Consider the following 19285-nt stretch of genomic DNA (forward strand, 5'->3'; position numbering starts at 1 on the left):
TTATCTCGGGCACCAGCTCCTGCAATATCTAACTAATATTCTCAGCAACTATTTTGACAATGTACAACCTACCTAGCATTATTTGCCAGTTTTGGGAAGTTTGAGAATTTAACGTCGCTTACGTTTTAGTATAAGTTACCTACCACACACATACGAACAACAATCCTATTCTTTAAATTTTCAACTGCTTTTATGTAGATTTCATGCAAAAAACTGTTTGTAGATTGTAAATATGATATTTTAGGATATTATTATATTAAGGAATATCGCTGTAGATAGTAGATAATAATCAGAAAAATTTTGATGCTACTTGTAAACAAACAGCAAACTGGACACTGGAGGCAACTATGTTGCTTAATTTTAGCGTAGAAAACGCGCTAAGTTTTCGTCAATCGCAACAATTCAGCATGCAAAGAACCGTACATGCAAAAAACAGTTCGTGGCCCCATCCAGATGTATCAACTCTTGCAGCCATTTACGGAGGAAATGCCTCAGGGAAAACAAATCTGCTAAAATGTATAGCATTCTTAAAAAATTTTGTGGAAGGAAGCTTCAAAAGCGGCAACTCAAATTCAAAAATAAATGCACTTCCTTTTCTTTTGAATAAAGAGTCTGAAAATAAACCTTCAACGTTCTTTATAGAATTTATTGCAAGAGATAAAAACAGGTATAAATATTGGTTCACCTTCAATAATAACTACATTATTGAAGAGGTACTATGGCTTTTCCGCTCTACAACAAACAGAAAAACTGTGCTGTTTGAACGAGAGCATGGCAAGCCAATGCGATTTGGCTCAAATCTAAAAACCATAGGAAAAACTGTAGAAAAAATTACAAGAGACAACGCATTATTTCTATCTGCAGCTGCAGCATCAGGAGTACAAGCATTGCAAGCTGCATACGAAGAAATAACTTCTACACAGCAATGCAGAACAGTTGACTTTGATAAGTATTCCAATAATTTGATAACAGTTTTACAAGAAAATCCAGATTTTGCATCCAACATTAGCAAGTTGCTAAAATATGCAGATTTAGGATTAAAAGGTGTAACAGTCCAATCCGAACAGCTAGATGCTAAACAATCAGAAAAACTAGCGAGACTCGCAAATCTTCTTAATGAACTTGACGGAGATAACAATAAACTTACAGATAACACTTCTGAAAACACTGAAAAATTGCAAAAATTTAGTGTTTCACGTTTAATGTTTACACATTCTGGTCAAAAAGATTGCCAGCTTCCTGAGGATTTTGAATCTTTAGGAACTAAAACAGCATTATTGCTATTTGCTTTCGTTATAGATGCATTATCAAAACATTCCATACTTCTAATCGATGAAATCGACACAAGTCTAAGCATGCAATTCGTGTCTGAAATACTCAAGCTTTACAGTAATCCAGAAACGAATCCTAACCAATCGCAATTAATTTTTACTACTCACGATTTAAGTCTTATTAGTAATTCTGGAACCGACAAAACTATTCTCGACAGAGATCAAATTTGGTTTATAGAGAAAAACACATTAGGCGAATCTTCACTACATCCACTTACGGAATGGGAAAACCGCAATGTAAACTTTGGTAAAAACTATCAACACAACATATACGCTTCAGCACCACAACCGTCTCTATATGATGTTTTTGCGGAAATACTTACAAATACTAACAGAAGCTAAAACACTACCAGTATTCAAAACGATATAAAACACTAGTATTCATGAGGAGCGGGCTATGGTTCATGTTCCATCACACGGCCGTTCGAAGAAACAGTCGAAACGAAATAAAAGATTCCTCATTGTTTGTGGCGGTGTAGTTACAGAGTTTGAGTATTTTAGCTATATAAAATCAGAAGTAAGTAAATATTGTGCTGCATCATGGGATATTCATAAATCAATTAACATAGAAAAAGAGGGCGTAGACCCACTCACTTTAATGAATTATGCAATTAAACTTGAGAAATTAGACTGCAAAGAAGCAAAAAAGAAAACTACGATCCGTTTACACTGGTATGGGTTGTAACAGACGTTGATGAATTTGGAGAAAAAATTCAACAAGCTCAATCTAAGTCGGATTCAACTTGTGGGAAGATAAAATTAGTAATTTCCAACCCTTGCTTCGAAGTATGGCTTATTGACCATATAAAAAGCTGCCCTCTTTCTTGCACAGAAACGCGAGATTGCCAAAAAGAAGCAAAAGAACTTGGACTACTGCACAACACTACTGGGAATAAAAATAAGCATATCCAATTAGAAAAATTAACTGGAAACTATAAGAATGCTTTTAAAAACGCAAAGCAGCATATGCAAACCGAACAGAGAGAAACTCGCAAAAATCACCCTTCAGTAACTCAAAAGTCAAACTACGCTCCTTGGACAGATGTTCCAGAAATAGTAGAAACAATATTAAATGAATGCAAGCGTGTATCAGGAGTAGATTTGTCAGAAAAATTGTGAATTAATGATGTAACTACATATGTCTTCATTACTGTTATTAACAGCAATAATCTAGATGTGGGTGAGATGATGGCGCAATATTGATGAGTCATCACGTCTATGGAGTAAATTATCACAGTCACGGAAGTTAAAATGACAGTCATAAGTCGACACATCTCGGTCAAAATATGTAAGATCACTGTCAAAATATAGTAAATCATGTTCAAAATCGAAAAAATGACAGTCATATATACGAAAATCACTGTTATGGACGAGAAAATGACAGTCACAACACTTTTATCACAGTCATGGCCATGATAAACGTAAGCAGCGCAAATATACAAAAATCAGCAACTAAATTGACTCTAACCAAATGGACAAATAATCGAATTGCAATAAATAACCAAGCATAACTAAAATTTGCGAAAGAAAAACGCTAAAATAGTGAATATGAGTGCAGTAACGACGCAATACGTTGAAGCAGCTGGCGGAATAATCTATCGCAAGCGCAATATTACAAACAACTCAAACGCAGGCGAAGATGCAAAAACAGGAAGCAATGCAATAAAGCCTAGCGATGCAATAAAGCCCAGCGACGACGATTTTGAACTTTGCCTAGTCTACCGTCCTAAATATGACGATTGGAGCTGGCCAAAGGGCAAAAACGAGCCAAACGAATCACATCGCCACACAGCCGTGCGCGAAGTTGGAGAAGAAACAGGATATTCAGTCACGCTAGGTCCACACATTGCCAAAATAGAGTATCCGCTTGAGCGCGAAGGCAAAAAATCTTCCAAGAACAGCTCATCAAATAGCAGCCAAAATCGCAATTCCCAGCCGGAAGTAATAAAGCGAATCCATTACTGGATGATGCGCTTAATCGACAAGCCAACTGCAGCAAAGCGTCTCCCTGCTTTCGGACCAATTAAGCCAGCCAAGCCTACTGAAATTAGCAATGTTTTATGGCTCACTCCTTCTCAAGCGCGCAAAAAACTTACGCACGATAGCGACCGCGAAGTGCTGGATGCTTTCTTAGAAAAGCTCCACGCAGGTCAAGCAGAATATAGCACGCTGCTTTTGGTGCGTCACGGAAAAGCTGAGTCTCGAAAAACTTGGCAAGGAAGCGAAGCGACTCGACCAATCACACCTCTTGGAGCAGCCGCATCATACGCTCTAGGACGCGAGCTTGCCTGCTACGCGCCGAATAAAATCATATCGTCACCTTGGAAGCGTTGCGTTGAAACGGTTGCGGCTTTTGCACACGACTCTTCACTTCAAATAGAACAGGTTGCGGAACTTACTGAAGACCATCACGAGAAACAACCAAAATCTACATTGTCTGTGCTTATAAACGAAATACAAAATCTTGAGTGCCACACACAAAATACAAGCGAAACTAGCAATGCAAGCACAACTAACAACGCAACCGTCATATGCTTGCACCGACCGGTTATTGGCACTTTCTTTGATTATTTGCGCGAAATAACAAAGCCTCGAGCACACAAGCGCATACTCAGTCAAAAATCTCCATATATGCCTACAGGAAGCGCAATAGTTTTGCACATAATTAGTACTCCTAAAGGCGCTCGCATTATTGATATTGAAAAGGTTCTTCCAAGTGTCTACTAGTTTAAATTCGCAATCGAGTTCTATTCATTCAAGCAGATCTGCTTTTATGCCAAGTCCTACAGGCTCTGCCCGCCCAAGCCGACCTGCACAAATGGATCCTGCAATGCTCACGCAGATTGAAGGCGGCACGGATCCGCAGGTTGTAAACGAAATTAGCCACACCTCCGCCGCCGTTCTGCTTAACCGCGTTCATAAAACGCAGTCGCCGGAAATTGTTGAGCGCGTGCTGAATTTGGTTGAAAATGAGGGCATTGAAGTTATTGCAGATTTGTGGAGCCATGCGGAAGCAGAGTCTATTCCTGGAATGTTGTGGCGACTTTATTTATTGCGAATGTCGCTACGAAAACAGCGCGAAGCTTACGCTGAGTACTGGAGTCTTGGCGAACCTGAAACAACAAGCGCATCCGCTATTACAGGAATTGACGAAGCTCCTACAGGAGAAGATATTGCGCGACTTGCAGATTCTATTCTTTCTGGTGCTTTTACAGGCGATTTTGCTGTAGCGCTTTACCGATCTTCAGCTTTTACTTCGATTATTGCGCGCGGAATGCAAGTTTACGCAAAAAAGTTAGACAAACAAGCAAATACAATGCACACGCAGAAAATTGCAAAAGTTTTGCATATCTCAGCAAATATGCACGCACTTTCGTTATCTTTTGCTCATGGAGCGAAATTATGGCGCGCAGAAAAGTTGGAATAAATTATTTGCGATTAAAATTGTGCGGCGCGTGAAAATAGAAAACAAGGTATACTCAAAATGATGCTGGCTTGTGTTTAAGCCCCGGGCTCCATTTTTTGCCGCTGCGAGCGGCGTTTGCGCCGACAGGCGCTTTCGCAAGTCAGTATCGTTTCTGTTCTGAATCTTGAATTTTAAGTTTTAGTTTTAGTTTTAGTTTTTAGATTTTGCTAGCTAATTTTAGATAAAATATATATTTTTACTCACATTTGTTTATATTTTGCGCAAAAATAACGGCACGCCGATAGCTTAACATGCCATGCTTGCATTACCCTAGAAGGTATGGATCTTCATGTTTTACATCATCCGCTGGTGGACCACAAGCTCACCGTTTTGCGTGATAAGAATACACCTTCTAATATTTTCCGCGAGTTGGTTTCCGAATTGGTAACCCTCGAAGCATACGAAGCAACCCGTAATTTGGAAGTTAGCGATCGCGAGATTGAAACTCCTATTTGCAAGATGACTGGCAAGCATTTGAACCGCCCACGCCCAATGGTTGTGCCGGTTTTGCGCGCTGGTCTTGGCATGCTCGATGGCATGACTCGCCTTCTTCCAACCGCTGAGGTTGGATTCCTTGGCATGAAGCGCGACGAGCAGACGCTCGACATTGTCACTTATGCCAACCGTTTGCCAGAAGATTTGACCGGTCGTCAATGCTTCCTTCTTGACCCAATGCTTGCCACTGGTGGCACTCTTATTGCCGCTACGCATTATTTGGCTGAGCGCGGCGCTAAGGATGTTACTGCTATTAACATTTTGGCAGCCCCAGAAGGCTTAGAGCGCTTGGAGAAGGAACTTGATCCTTCCATCGATTTTAAGGTTGTTGTTTGCGCTGTTGACGAGCATTTGAACGACAAAGCTTATATCGTTCCAGGTCTTGGCGACGCTGGCGACCGCTTGTATGGTTTGATTGATTAATACACTCACCAAATCAAGCGAAAACTAGAATCAAAAACTACAAAATAGCCTGCTGATTGGCAACACTTTGCAAGTTCAGCAGGCTTTTGTGTTTAGCGTTAACAAATTTTAGCGCAGATAAATCTCTTACCGAGGACGAGTTACGGCCACTTCGCGAGCGCGCTCTGCTAATTCGTCTAGTTTCGCAAGCTCCGCGCGTTGAGCATCAGTTTGCTTTGGCGAAAATTCGCCGTAACGATTTTGCGCAGCAGTACGGATTAAAAAGTCAGCCAGACGCGGATTTTTCGGCAAAACTGAGCCGTGCATATACGTTCCAATAACATTGTATTTGCGCGCTCCTTCCGTGTGATCCTTGCCATTATTACCGCAATTTTCACTATCAACCGAGCCAAGTGGATGAGTATCACCCTCCAAGCTTGTGCGCCCAGAATGATTCTCGTAGCCCACAATATCGCCAAAATCGTCGCTATGTTCCACAAGATTTCCAATCATGCGCACATCTTGACCAACCGTATGCTCGCCAAGTATTCCAATTCCTTTAAGCTTTTGACCATCAACGGTTTCAAAATACTCTCCAAAAAGCTGGTAAAGACCACAAATCATAAGCATTGGAACGCCATCTTTTGCAAGCCCACGAATCGCGTCTGCTCGCGCAAATAAATCTTCAGTGACTCTACTTTGACCATGATCTTGACCACCGCCACCAAGAATCATATCCACGTGTTCTGGCCATAAATCGCCAACATTGTACTCGCGTAGCACAGGCTCGTAGCCATACAATTCCGCTCGGCGCATAATTGTAAGCACATTCCCGTAGTCCCCGTAAATATTCATGTCTTTCGGGTACAACGACACAATATCTAGCACGCGATTTTCTTCAAAAGTAGCATTTGCTTTACTAATATCACTGGAACCATTCATGACAATTACTTCCCAACTCCAACGTCTTTAACTTCCGCAAGTTGTGCTAAAGCAGCGCGCACGCGAAGCATAGCAGTATACGTGCAATATATGCGCTTAGCATTTTTAGTATTGCCACTAAAATCGCCATTTACAAAAGCTTTAGCATCTTCTTCCAAATCCGTATTCACATTGCGAGCCTCAACCTTATCGTATTGCAACCGCAAAGCCATATCCCATGCGCGAGTGCCCGAAACACACGCAACTCCAGTGCCGCTAAAGCTTGCAAAATCAACGTCCCACAGCCAGCTCATATCTCTACCGTCAGCGTATTCGTCACAAATTGCAATCATGGTATCGTGATTTTGTGGATGGTCCGAAGCAATCGCAAGTCTAAAACCAATAGGATTCTTCACTAAAACAAGCTCAACAGGAGCGCCATTAACTTCAATTACTTCTCCTCTACCAAAAGCAGGAGTTACGTGCGAAATCGCTTCCATAAGCGCGTCGTCGTCGAATTTTTGCAGCGCAGAATTTTGTTTTGTAGCATCCGCTAATATAGCGCGAACTACTGTTGCAGCTGCAGCAGCGTTGAAAATGTTGTAAGCGCCGTCGAGTTTTACAGATGTGGTTTTACTCTTGCCATCAAGTATAAACTCGGCCTCATGGTCTCCAACTTTTGAAAGCACAACGTCTGCTTTAGGAAGATTGTTAGCCTTGCTTTCTGCAGTATCTTTGCAATTTTCGCTTTTTTCAGCAGTATTGTGCAAATCATCATCCGTTGGGAACATGCTTTTTACTGCGTCATCCAAACCAAAATACCGCACACAAGTCCCGGAAGGAACAACTTTTGCAAGCGCGCAAATACGTGAATCTTCGCGATTTAGCACTACCGTTCCTTCAGTTGCTGCAGCTACATTGCTTAATAGTTTTGCAGTTGTGTCAATTTCGCCGAATCGATCGAGCTGATCTCGCATAACATTTAGCAATAAAGAATAACGAGGCTTGATTTGATTTACAAAATGCACTGCGTACGCTTCGTCGAGCTCTAAAACTGCAATATCCGCATTTAATTTTGTGCCAAAAGCCGGCATTATTTTTGCAAGAGATGCCACTACTCCTCTAGTAAAGTTTGAACCGGTTGGATTAGTAAATACATTAAGCCCTGCGTCACGCAGCATAGAAGTTACCATACGCGTTGTGGTAGTTTTGCCATTAGTTCCGGAAATAAGAACTATTCCGTATGGCAATGATGCAAGAGTACGCGCTAGAAAGCCGGAATCAAGGCTCTCAATAACTTTCCCCGGCAATGCGCTTCCGCCATGATGTAGCACCCTAGAAAGAGCGCAAACAAGTTTACCAACAGCAGGCATTGCAAAACTGTACCAATGCTTATGCAAATTTTGACGCAACTTTTTATGCGATTCATGGTCGCGGCTTGACATACTAAATCACACCCCTTATTGCTGGTAGTCTTGCGGCATATCCATGAACTTGGAAGTTGCACCCAAGAAGGCAAGATTAAACGTGTCAGTAGGGCCGTTACGATGCTTTGCCATAATAATATCTGCTTCGCCTGGGCGATCTTCCTTATTGTAAAAATCAGGGCGATGCACTAGGAACACAACGTCAGCATCCTGCTCAATAGAACCAGATTCGCGCAAATCTGAAAGCTGTGGTTTCTTGTCGTTTCGCATTTCCGGCCCTCGGTTAAGCTGGCTCAATGCCACAACTGGCACTTCAAGCTCTTTTGCAAGCAACTTAAGCGCACGTGAGAATTCCGAAACTTCCTGCTGTCGGCTTTCCACGCGCTTGCCGGAACTCATCAGCTGAAGGTAATCAATAACTACCAGTTTCAGATCATTAGTTTGCTTCAAACGACGGCATTTTGCGCGAATTTCCATCAAGCTCATATTTGGACTGTCATCAATAAAAAGCGGAGCGTTTTGCATTTTTGTCCAAAAAGTATTAAGAGTATTCCAACGATCCGGAGTAATATCTTCCGCTCTTCGCATAGCAGCAAGCGGAATATTAGTTTCTGCAGCAATAATGCGCTGAGCCAATTCCACTTTGCTCATTTCTAGAGAGAACACAATAGACGTCATATTGTGGTGCAGTGCTGCTGAACGAGCGAAATCAATGCCAAGTGTTGACTTACCCATAGCCGGACGACCAGCAACAACAATCATTTGACCAGGCTGCAAACCTTGAGTAACTTCGTCAATATCTCTAAATCCAGTCGGCACACCTTGCTCAAGTTCATGATTTTGCATTTTATCGAGCTGATCAAGAGTATTTTGCAAAACTGGGCCAATAGCAACGTAATCTTGACGCACTTTGCCGGCACTCATCTCATACACTTCTGATTGCGCAAGATTTACAATATCTTCTGCTTGCGCTCCGGAAGCAGAATAGCCCATTTGCGCAATTTTTGTGCCAGCAGTAATAACGTTACGAAGAACAGCATTTTGGTGCACAATATCTGCGTAGTACATTGCGTTTGCGGCTGTTGGCACAGAAGCTACTAGGCTGTGCAAATAGTCAGCTCCGCCAACTTTATCGAGATTTCCATCTTTCATTAATTCGTTAGCTACAAGCACAACGTCAACAGGCTGTGAGCCAGCGAAAAGCGTAAGAATAGCATCATAAATTGTTTGGTGCTGCGGTAAATAAAAATCTGATGTTTCAAGCAATTGAGACACTTCGCCAATAGCATCTTTGCTCATAAGCATTCCGCCAAGCACAGCCATTTCTGCATCGACATCGTGAGGAGGCACACGATCAAACAACGTAGCACCTACTTCAGCACCACGATTTGCAACGCCAGAACCATATGCAGAGACGTCACCATTGCCACCACGATTGCTCCCTACGCGGATAACATTGCCTTTAGTAGATTGCCACATATCATTATCTGCCATAAAAACGAGTATAAACGCGCGCACGTATTATGAAAAAACGTAAATGTATTAACACAAAACTTTATTTACATTTTTAGCGCAGAGTCCATCCACGTATCATTTCTTATGCGCAAACTATTGCCTATTGCACGCCCCCCAATATAAACAGCATTTAAAACAACCCATAAAGTAATAGTTCTTACCACGTCATTAGCGTCGACGACGACATCGAAAACGCTTGTGAGCGCCAAAAATGTTAAATACACAGCAGCCATTACTGAGCAAGCTTTTGCTAAGTAACGGTGATCGCCTGCGCCAATTAATACGCCATCTAGTGCCCACATCCATCCAGCAAGAGGCAAGAACAATCCTAATATTGTCATACCTACAGAAATTAAAAACTGGATATCTGTATGCTGACTAAATAGTGGCGCGCAACTCCAACCCACGAAAATCATGAATAAACCGACTCCTACGCTGCTTACAGCTCCCACTTGAGCACAAATACGCGTAATCATTCCTGCGCGCTTACGACAGCCTGCACCTAGTGCTGCAGCAACAATAGTCTGCGCAGCAATACCAATTGCATCTAAAATATTCATAACAAAATTCCAACAAGAGTTAGCAACCTGATACGCGGCGAGAGTATTAGTACCGAGATGAGTCGCAGTAACAACCGTAGCTACCATGCACACGCGCAATGCAAGTGTACGAACAAACAAAGGCATACCAGTTCCAGCAGAATGTAGAATATGCTGGAAATGCGGTTTGAGACGCGCACCACTTTGAGTAGCCCAAATAACTGCAGGAATAGTGAGAACAAGTCCCATGTACCATTGCGCAATCATTGTTGCAATACCAGAACCAGCGATTCCCATATTGAGACCAAATACTGCGATTACATCGAGAATGGTATTTAGAACAGCTCCACTTACAGCAGCAAATAATGTTATGCGCACGTTGCAAAGACCGCGAAATATGCCATTTGCTGCATACACGAGCAACATCGCAGGCAATCCAGGCATAACCATTTGTGTGTAAACGATAGCATTTTGCAACGTAGAGCCACGCGCGCCTATTGCGTAACATAACGGTTCAGCGGCGAAAATAAGTATGACTGTAAGAATTATGCCAAGCAATAATGCAAGCCACAACCCATCCATACCAATGCTAAAACCTTCTCGACGCTTACCTGCGCCTAAGAGACGCGCAACCTGTGAAGTTGTATTGTAAGCCAAAAATAAGCAGAGACCTGTAGTAGTAAGAAGTACCGTTGATCCAATAGAAAGACCCGCTAGAGCACTTTTGCCAATATGACCAATAATAGCAGTGTCAATGAGTACAAATGCCGGCTCAGATATGAGCTGTCCAAAAGTCGGTACAGCTAGTAGCCAAATATTGCGCAGTACGTCTTTTTTGTTCTGGTTGTCCAACTTTTGATTTGTCATAATGCTTCATTCTACTGCTACTTTGTCACGCTTGCATAAAAGAAAATTGCAATATGCTAACAAATTTTATGCAAAAGCAATTGCGAGTGAAGTAACACAAATATGCGTAAATCGCAAATAAAAATATTATTTTAAAAAGTTATCCGCAGGATATCCACAATGTTATCCCCACTATGTGGATAAATTTGTGTGATATCCACGTAGACACGCCTAAAATGTGGATAACTTATCTTTTTTATCCACATCAAGCAATTCGTGCGTGTCATATGAATAACTTATTCACTAAAAATAAGTTATTCATTAAAAAACTTGATTTTAAATTAGCAAAAATAGCAAAACCGCATATCTTAGATAAGACATGCGGTTTATACCAACATAATTCGAACTTGCTGCTAAATCATAACGCTTACGCACATGCGTCTATTCTTTAGCACTATTATTTCGTTTTTCTGTTTTTTTATTCTTTTGCGATGATTCATCTTTTTTTACAGTTTCAAACTCTTCTTCAGAAGAAGACTCTTTTTGCTCAACTTCAGATTTAGAATCAACCTCAGAATCGCCTTGCTCAGGATTTGCCTCAGATTGATTAACCATAAAATCAGATTGTTCAACCTCGTTTTCACCCATATCAATATCAACAGAAGTAAGAACAGCCATTTGAGTTTTATTTGCATCATCATCTGCAACAGCAACTACAGCGCCATCATGACTTTGTGCAATAGAAGAAAAATCGTAAGCACGCTCTCCTTGATCAACCAAATCAACGCCCTTACGTTCCTTAGCTTCCGAAATACGCCATCCAAAAAGCTTTTCAAGAACAAAAGCTAATACTGCAGTTACAGCACCTGCATAAAGCACCGTAATCCCAATTAAGCACAGTTGTGCAACTAACTGATGCCAATCACCAACAGCAAGTAATCCAGAACCATCAGCAAATAAGCCTACTGCAAGCACACCAATAAGCGCAGCAACACCATTCACGCTAACTACATGCAAGGCACCATCGTAGCGCACAAAAGTACGAGAGTGAGTCACTAGAGAAGTAATAACACCAGAAAGAACACCCAAAACTAAAGCCCACAATGGAGCAATAACATCCGCGGCTGCAGCACTTGCAGCCAATCCAGCCATAACACCAGACGCAGCTCCCAAAGCAGTAAAGCATCCAGAGTGTAAACGTTCAGTCACACCCCAGGCAAGCATTGAAGCAGAAGCAGTTATTGTGGAACTCACCCAAGCATAACCTGCAACTCCAGGAACGCCTGCAGAAGAACCAATCATTAACCCAAGCCAACCGAACCAAATCAAGAAAACGCCAAGCATAACGAAAGGAACATTATGCGGATGGCGAGCAGCAACACCATTTTCAACGGCTGACTGCGTTGCAGTGGATTCAGCAGCAACCTCAGTCACTGTAGCAACTGGAGAGACAACAGTCTCACTAGCAGCATTTTTAGCATGCTCAACATCAGCCCACAATGCGCGCGATAAACGACTTTTAGGATTACGCGAATTAGTAGCTCCAGAATTAGCATTGCCACTCGTATGCGCAACATTCTTAATATGCAAAACAAAACGCTTAAGAGGGAAGTGAGCATGTCCGCCAATAATCATAACAATTGCAAAAGCCGAAACAGCCGCAGCAATATGCAATATAGAGCCACCTGCGAAGTCATGCACTGAAATACCTAACGCCTGTGAAATAGCACCATTAGGCGAAAGCAATCCACCACCGCACACCATATGTGCTAATGGAGCGAATACTAAAGTAATCCACACAGCTACGAAAATAAGCCAAATAGCGTAACGCACTCGACCGGCTAGAGCTCCAGTAATAAGCGCTACTGCAACAACAGCACATGCTAAACGAAAAGCTGCAGGAATGCCGCCAGATAATCCGGAATTTGCGTCCATAGACGTAAACACACCATGATCTGCCACCATCGAATCACGGAATAGCAAACCACTCAATGGATCACCTATAACACCACCAGCCATATCTTTGCCAGCAAAAGCTAACGACCATCCCCACAGCGTCCAAACCAGTGTGGTTACAGCAATAGCGCCAGCTGAAAGCATCATCATATTCACCATGGAAGTAGCGCGTTCACGGCCTCCATAGAACAGGGCAATACCCGGCGTAATAATAAACACCAACGCGCCAGCCAACAATGCCCATTGCGGATCCATTGTGGTCATTTTTCACCTCAATTATTTGAAACAGCGCAACAATAACATCATTGCAGCTTAAGTATTACTTTATATAACTATTGTACCGAGAAACTCTTATAGCCAAAACTCATAAAGACTTTAGTGGAACATTAAAAACTACCACTCATGCAACTACATCAATGCTCAGCATTAAGCGAGCAAACCGTCTACGAAGCTTTGAGCATCAAACGGCACTAAATCATCTGGTCCTTCGCCAAGACCTACTAGCTTAACCGGTACACCAAGTTCATGCTGTACAGCTATAACAATTCCACCTTTAGCGGAACCATCAAGCTTAGTAAGGACTACGCCCGTAATGCCAATAGCTTCAGCAAATACTTTTGCTTGAGACATGCCATTTTGACCAGTAGTAGCATCCAATACCAGCAATACTTCATCAACAGGCATAGTTTTTTCTATAACCCTACGAATTTTGCCAAGCTCTTCCATTAAATTTGCTTTATTCTGCAAACGACCAGCAGTATCTACAATCAATAAATCAGTTTGCTCTTCTTTTGCCTTATTCGCAGCAATAAAAGCAACAGAAGCAGGATCAGCACCATCTTTATTTGCACGAACAACTGGCACGCTTACTGCAGACGCCCAAGTTTCAAGTTGATCAGCTGCAGCCGCACGAAAAGTATCTGCTGCAGCAAACATTACTGAACGTTTTTTGGCAATAAACAATCGCGCTAATTTACCAGCAGTAGTGGTTTTACCGGTGCCATTAACGCCGACCATCATAATAACGCTAGGATGATGCGCATTTGATTTATCTACATTTAAGCGTCGATCAGCGTCTTCATCTACTATTTTCAATAGTTTTGTACGCAATGCTGAATGCACATCTTCTGAATTAGAGGTACCAGCAATGCGTGCATCTTTGCGTAGATCTTCTACTAATTCTTCACTAGCTCGAGAACCAACATCGGCCATAAGAAGAGTATCTTCTACATCTTCCCAATCTTCTTCCGAAAGATGGTCCTTGCTTATGATATTAAACAATGCACGACCAAGTGGATTTGCACTATGAGCCAAACGTTCACGAAGATGTTTAATACGCGAAGAAGTACTTTCTGGCAATAATTCAGACTTTACTTCTTCATTAGGTACAACCGCGACGTTACTTTCTATCTGTTTTTCAGATTTTTTTGTTCCACGCGCTTTAGTTTTGCTTGTATCGATTGCACTATCAACGCTTTCAGGAATTACTGGTCCATGACTATTGCTGTGAATGCGCAAAATCACTGCAACTGTTACTAATAAGATGACAATAACAACAGCCGCAGCCGCAAACCAAATTAGCATGTTCATATCCATAACCATATTCATGACATCAAGACTATGAAAGTCAAGGGACACTAGCAATATATTTCACTATTTTTTCTCATCTTTGTTACACTTCAACGTCAATATGCTTAGGTACACCTGCATCTATTACACTAGTAAAAGTAGTAATAAATAGTACGAGCTATTTATTACGCAAAATTTGAATTCACAAAATCATTGAGGAGGATTTTATGTCAGATCAGCCTACCGTAAACGTATACGGTGCAGATTGGTGTGGAGATTGCAAACGTGCGAAAGCTGCGCTAATCCAGTATGGTGTGGCATTCGTTTGGCACGATATTGAAACAGAAGAGGGTGCTGAAGAAAAAGCGATTGAAATTAGCAATCAAAAGCATATTCCAGTTGTTACTTTTGCAGATAATACTTTTATGGTTGAGCCATCAGCAACACAAATAAAAGCAAAACTTGAGTCACTCGGAATACTGCAATAAATATATGTAACACGCATAAGTTAACACGATATTCACTTCGTCGATTGAATGTAGTACACTTAGCATTTGTTGCCCCTTTAGCTCAATTGGCAGAGCAGAGTCCTTTTAAGTCTTGGGTTGTGGGTTCGAGTCCCACAGGGGGCACTTTTTTATACCCAAATTTAGGGTAAGCGAGTAAACTGCAATAAAAAAACGGGGAGTTGAAGCTCCCCGACGAAAAATTCACTTAAAATCAAAGACGGCAATCAATGCCGTACTTATTGAGAATTAGCTGATTACTTATATAACACAATACTCAACTTGCCCAAACACTAGCATCTTGATCATCTTCATCTATATCGTGACCTACAGGTGCTGGAGAAGAATACGTGTATTCATCATCCACAACGCCAGAATCAGCATCTGCATTAATAGCAGCAAGAACATGCTTATCCATTTTGTACTGAGGAAGCACATTTTTAATATAGCTTGTCACAGCATCTTGCATAGCAACGTCATGGCCAACTTTTTCTGCCATAAACCAACGATGATCCAACACTTCATGGAAGAACTGAGCTGGTTCAATTTGCGAACGGAATTCAGGAGGTATCATACGAACTGTTGGCTCGAAAATTTCACGCATCCAATCAGTTGCGACGATTTCCAGCTCTTCACCTTGACGCCATGTAGAAGTGCGATATGCATCCAAATCGTTTAGCAGCCTTCGAGCCTGATTCTCTTGAACATCCAATCCAGTAAGACGAAGAAGCTTGCGGGAAGCATAGCCAGCATCCACAACTCGAGGTCGAACCAAAACCCTTCGACCATCTTCTGAAGTCTTCATCTCCAACTCATCAACATCGAAACCAAGCTCATTTAGACGATTAACACGACGTTCAATTCGCCACATCTCATCAGGACTGAACTTATCAACGTCAGTAAGCGTACTCCAAAGCGAATGATAGCGATCTACTAGACGATTGCCTATACTAATTTCATCTACTTCTGTCGGTAAAAGCTGACCGGAGCTCAAATCCATAAGCTCACCAATAATGTTGGTTCGAGCTAAATCAATATCGTATTCTCGTTGACCTTCTGTTAAACTTCCATGCAAATCACCAGTTTCTGCGTCAACTAGGAATGCAGAAAAAGCATCTGCATCTCGCAAAAACAGCACGTTGGAAAGCGATACATCGCCCCAATAGAAGCCAGAAAGATGCAAGCGCACCATAAGAACAGCAAGCGCATCGATAAGGCGCTCTGCAGTATCCGGACGCAACGTACGAGCAAATAATGCACGATATGGTAGTGAGAACTTCAAATGTTTCGTAACTAACATTGCCTCAAGCTTTTCACCATTAGCGTCATGGCGTCCTGCAACAACAGCTATAGGAGTAACTGTAGGCAACTCAAGTTTACGAAGCCTACGCAAAAGCTCATACTCACGTTCTGCAACTTGACGAGTAATTTCCTTCATTGCATACACTTCATCGCCAACGTGAACAAATCGCACAACGTGGCGAGAAATACCACGCGGCAAATTCACGAATAAATCAGCAGGCCATTGAGAAAGTGGTAATTCCCAAGGCAGTGTAAACATTTTTGGATTTGAACTAGCCGCAGTAATCTTCAGTGCCTGCGGCTCTTGAGAAGACGCATTCTCGTCCTGTGCAGATACCGAAGTTGCTTGCACAGCACGCGGGTCTAATTGAGGAGCGTCATTCCATTCCATAAAGTTTATTTACCAATCAAGCTCATGCCAACGATATCACTGCATTCCAGATAAACACAGCTCAACCACCGACGAATTATTGATAACAACTATATATAATAAGCGATGCATTGTAATGATGTATTATTGTACACTTATTATGCTGCTTTTTTGTGCCAAAAACGGGGTTCGCGTCATATTGCGAACCCCGCTCTATACCTTATACCGAAAGTTTGCTCATTAGCTTATATAAGCAGGCAAACCAACGTTTTAGTTCAAACGCAACTCCGTAGAAGGTGCGAACAGATGCATCTTAGATGGATCAATCTTGATCTTCACGGTGTCGCCAACCTTTGGAAGAGCACGTGGGTTCACGCGAATAGTCGTGAGCTTATTTTGATCAGACATCATAGTAGATGCTTCCTCAGGAGAACCATCGGTGATGATATTGCCATAGATATAGCCATCAGAACCGAGATCTTCCACGTTCATTACCTTCAAGGAGAACGCATTTGGATCATCGGATGTTGCCAAGCTTGCATCTTCTGGGCGGAAGCCAACAATAATCTGTCCGTTATCTTCTGCAGTGAGCTTGTCAACAGCCTCAGCTGGAAGAAGTATAGAATCCTCACCAATCTGAGCTCGACCGTTTACAACTGGATGCTGATTGATATTCATAGATGGTGAACCAATGAAGCCTGCAACGAATACGTTTGCAGGGCGGTCATAAAGCTCAGTAGGAGCTCCAACCTGCTGCAATACGCCAAGCTTAATCACTGCAATGCGATCGCCCATGGTCAAAGCTTCGGTCTGATCGTGGGTAACGTACAGAGTAGTAACACCAAGCTGACGCTGCAAAGCAGCAATCTGAGTACGAGTCTGAACGCGGAGCTTAGCGTCGAGGTTGGAAAGAGGCTCATCCATGAGGAAGACTTTTGGTTCACGAACAATTGCGCGACCCATAGCAACACGCTGACGCTGACCACCAGACAAAGCCTTCGGCTTACGATCCAAATACTCTGTCAAATCCAACACTTCTGCAGCTTTTTCAACACGCTTGCGGATTTCTTCCTTAGGAACACCAGCAATCTTCAAAGCAAAGCCCATGTTATCAGCAACTGTCATATGCGGATACAGTGCATAATTCTGGAAGACCATTGCAATATCGCGATCCTTTGGCTGCATTGTAGTAACATCCTGACCACCGATGAGGATACGTCCTTTGTTAACCTCTTCAAGACCTGCCAACATACGCAAAGTAGTTGACTTACCGCAACCAGATGGACCAACGAGTACGAGGAACTCACCATCTTTAATAGTCATGTTCAAGTCATCAACCGAAGGCTTATCGTTGCCCGGGTATATACGAGTCACATGATCAAATACAACTTCTGCCATGATATGTCCTTTCATCGGCAGGTACGTGCCGAACGATCCGTAGTGAAGGGTGTGCACTCATGACCCCAATTCCTACATCGGCGGGTATCAATCGTCCACAGTTTACTTACCTGGTCCATTGAAGGTTCTCTTCGTTGAGCCATGCCTTAATATATCATGTTTATCTTAGAAAAACAGCAAAAAATCAGTATTTTGCATAAACTCGGCGTGTCGAGTAAGGCGCACAAAAGGAGAATAACTATGGATCAACAACAAGAAACAACAAATAATGAAATGCAAAAATCAAATACCCCTTATAGTAAAAGCTTAATTGGCATCGTAATAGCACTAATTATTCTTGCATTCGCTGCAGGAGCTGGGTTTATGACTTATTACAATTCAATCAATAAACCACAAGTAAAAATTGAAAATCCAACAACCAATAAGCCAGATACACAAACTGAGGATACAGCAGACTCCCAAATAACCAAAGAGATTAAAAAACTGCCTTCTTCTGACATCCCACCAGCATCTAATTTACAAGGCGGAATTCTTCTTAGCAAAGATGGGTACGGCAAGCAAGCTGCTGGTGCTCCTACAGTTGCCACTTATTTTGATCCTTTGTGCCCTGGTTGCGGATCCTTTAATCGTACTGTTGATGAAACTTTAATTAAAATGGTTGAAGCAGGTCAAATTAACCTAGAACTTCACCCAATGTCATTCTTAAATCGTTTTAGCTCAGATCAATATTCTTATCGCGTCTCAGGCGGTATTGCCTATATCGCTTCGCACGACAACGATCCAAAGCATTTGCTTAAGTTCATCAATAGTATTTTTAGCGAAAGATTCCAGCCAGAAGAAGGCGACGGATACCAAGCAACACCAAATAAAGCTCTTATTGATTTAGCTGAAGATGCTGGAGTTGCAGATAAGATTGCGAATGAAGCATTTAACCTACACTATGTTAAGTGGCAAGAAGTTATTAATGAGAATACTCCAGAAGAAAAAGCTTTATGGAATGTTTCTGGCTCTAATAAAGGCGCTATGACAACTCCAACAGTAACAATTAACGGTAAGCTAGTAGATCTCAATGCAGCTTCTGAAAAGCAAATGGATCCTTTGGAAGCTATATTAAAGTCTTTGGGAATCGATAAAAAATATGTTGGCAAATCTGGTCATATGCCGAAAGTTACGTATAAGAGTAAGCCGCTTGAATTATAAATAAAATTAAGTAATCTCTATACTAAAACGGACGTTAAGAAT

Annotated in this window: 16 protein-coding genes and 1 tRNA gene; 9 read left to right on the top strand and 8 right to left on the bottom strand. The window is 41.9% G+C overall.

Annotation, left to right across the window (positions count from 1 at the left end; genetic code table 11):
* The first annotated feature begins 347 nt into the window (after window positions 1-347).
* The 6 genes from HXT39_RS06575 to upp all read left to right on the top strand — a co-directional run bounded on the left by HXT39_RS06575 (window position 348) and on the right by upp (window position 5715).
* Window positions 348-1673, top strand: a complete 1326-nt coding sequence (locus tag HXT39_RS06575) for an AAA family ATPase (RefSeq protein ID WP_103013759.1) — start codon at window positions 348-350, stop codon at window positions 1671-1673.
* A gap of 55 nt (window positions 1674-1728) precedes the next feature.
* Window positions 1729-2016: an RloB family protein gene (locus HXT39_RS06580; protein WP_233186330.1), complete on the top strand. Its 288-nt coding sequence runs from the start codon at window positions 1729-1731 to the stop codon at window positions 2014-2016.
* Entirely contained in the window at window positions 2001-2450 is a 450-nt protein-coding gene (locus tag HXT39_RS06585; RefSeq protein ID WP_233186347.1) for an RloB family protein, read from the top strand. The genes HXT39_RS06580 and HXT39_RS06585 overlap by 16 nt, the downstream gene beginning before the upstream one ends.
* A 429-nt stretch (window positions 2451-2879) precedes the next feature.
* Window positions 2880-4058, top strand: a complete 1179-nt coding sequence (locus HXT39_RS06590) for an NUDIX hydrolase (protein ID WP_199172866.1) — start codon at window positions 2880-2882, stop codon at window positions 4056-4058.
* Window positions 4059-4104: 46 nt separating this feature from the next.
* Complete coding sequence (locus tag HXT39_RS06595) at window positions 4105-4758, top strand: thymidine phosphorylase (RefSeq protein WP_076003122.1); 654 nt, start codon at window positions 4105-4107, stop codon at window positions 4756-4758.
* Window positions 4759-5076: 318 nt separating this feature from the next.
* Entirely contained in the window at window positions 5077-5715 is a 639-nt protein-coding gene (upp, locus tag HXT39_RS06600) for a uracil phosphoribosyltransferase (protein WP_004136544.1), read from the top strand.
* 126 nt (window positions 5716-5841) lie between these two features.
* Here the strand turns inward: upp and HXT39_RS06605 are convergent, their stop codons facing one another.
* From HXT39_RS06605 to ftsY, 6 genes are all read right to left on the bottom strand, one after another.
* Window positions 5842-6636 carry a type 1 glutamine amidotransferase gene (locus tag HXT39_RS06605; RefSeq protein ID WP_103013757.1) on the bottom strand — a complete coding sequence of 265 codons (795 nt, stop codon included), beginning with the start codon at window positions 6634-6636 and terminating at the stop codon, window positions 5842-5844.
* A gap of 5 nt (window positions 6637-6641) precedes the next feature.
* Window positions 6642-8060 carry a Mur ligase family protein gene (locus tag HXT39_RS06610; RefSeq protein WP_004110124.1) on the bottom strand — a complete coding sequence of 473 codons (1419 nt, stop codon included), beginning with the start codon at window positions 8058-8060 and terminating at the stop codon, window positions 6642-6644.
* A 15-nt stretch (window positions 8061-8075) separates the two neighbouring features.
* Complete coding sequence (dnaB, locus tag HXT39_RS06615) at window positions 8076-9536, bottom strand: replicative DNA helicase (protein WP_076002551.1); 1461 nt, start codon at window positions 9534-9536, stop codon at window positions 8076-8078.
* A 65-nt stretch (window positions 9537-9601) separates the two neighbouring features.
* Entirely contained in the window at window positions 9602-10963 is a 1362-nt protein-coding gene (locus HXT39_RS06620; RefSeq protein ID WP_004110141.1) for an MATE family efflux transporter, read from the bottom strand.
* A 420-nt stretch (window positions 10964-11383) separates the two neighbouring features.
* Entirely contained in the window at window positions 11384-13162 is a 1779-nt protein-coding gene (locus HXT39_RS06625; protein ID WP_012913714.1) for an ammonium transporter, read from the bottom strand.
* Between the two features lie 162 nt (window positions 13163-13324).
* Complete coding sequence (ftsY, locus tag HXT39_RS06630) at window positions 13325-14506, bottom strand: signal recognition particle-docking protein FtsY (protein WP_081378914.1); 1182 nt, start codon at window positions 14504-14506, stop codon at window positions 13325-13327.
* Between the two features lie 188 nt (window positions 14507-14694).
* Between ftsY and HXT39_RS06635 the strand changes: the two genes are divergently transcribed.
* Both HXT39_RS06635 and HXT39_RS06640 read left to right on the top strand, forming a co-directional pair.
* Window positions 14695-14955, top strand: a complete 261-nt coding sequence (locus HXT39_RS06635) for a glutaredoxin domain-containing protein (RefSeq protein WP_004110149.1) — start codon at window positions 14695-14697, stop codon at window positions 14953-14955.
* A gap of 71 nt (window positions 14956-15026) precedes the next feature.
* Window positions 15027-15099 (top strand) — tRNA-Lys (locus HXT39_RS06640).
* Between the two features lie 151 nt (window positions 15100-15250).
* Here the strand turns inward: HXT39_RS06640 and HXT39_RS06645 are convergent.
* Both HXT39_RS06645 and HXT39_RS06650 read right to left on the bottom strand, forming a co-directional pair.
* A complete protein-coding gene (locus HXT39_RS06645) occupies window positions 15251-16666 on the bottom strand; it encodes a DUF4032 domain-containing protein (protein ID WP_004110152.1) in 1416 nt (471 codons plus the stop codon).
* A gap of 249 nt (window positions 16667-16915) precedes the next feature.
* Window positions 16916-18043 carry an ABC transporter ATP-binding protein gene (locus HXT39_RS06650; protein ID WP_004110155.1) on the bottom strand — a complete coding sequence of 376 codons (1128 nt, stop codon included), beginning with the start codon at window positions 18041-18043 and terminating at the stop codon, window positions 16916-16918.
* A 240-nt stretch (window positions 18044-18283) separates the two neighbouring features.
* On the opposite strand from HXT39_RS06650, the gene HXT39_RS06655 reads away from it, so the two are divergent.
* Window positions 18284-19243, top strand: coding sequence for a DsbA family protein (locus HXT39_RS06655; RefSeq protein WP_103013756.1), 960 nt, complete (start codon window positions 18284-18286; stop codon window positions 19241-19243).
* Window positions 19244-19285: the final 42 nt, after the last annotated feature.

The organism is Gardnerella sp. DNF01159, from assembly GCF_049244215.1.
Taxonomy (GTDB): Bacteria; Actinomycetota; Actinomycetes; order Actinomycetales; family Bifidobacteriaceae; genus Bifidobacterium; species Bifidobacterium swidsinskii.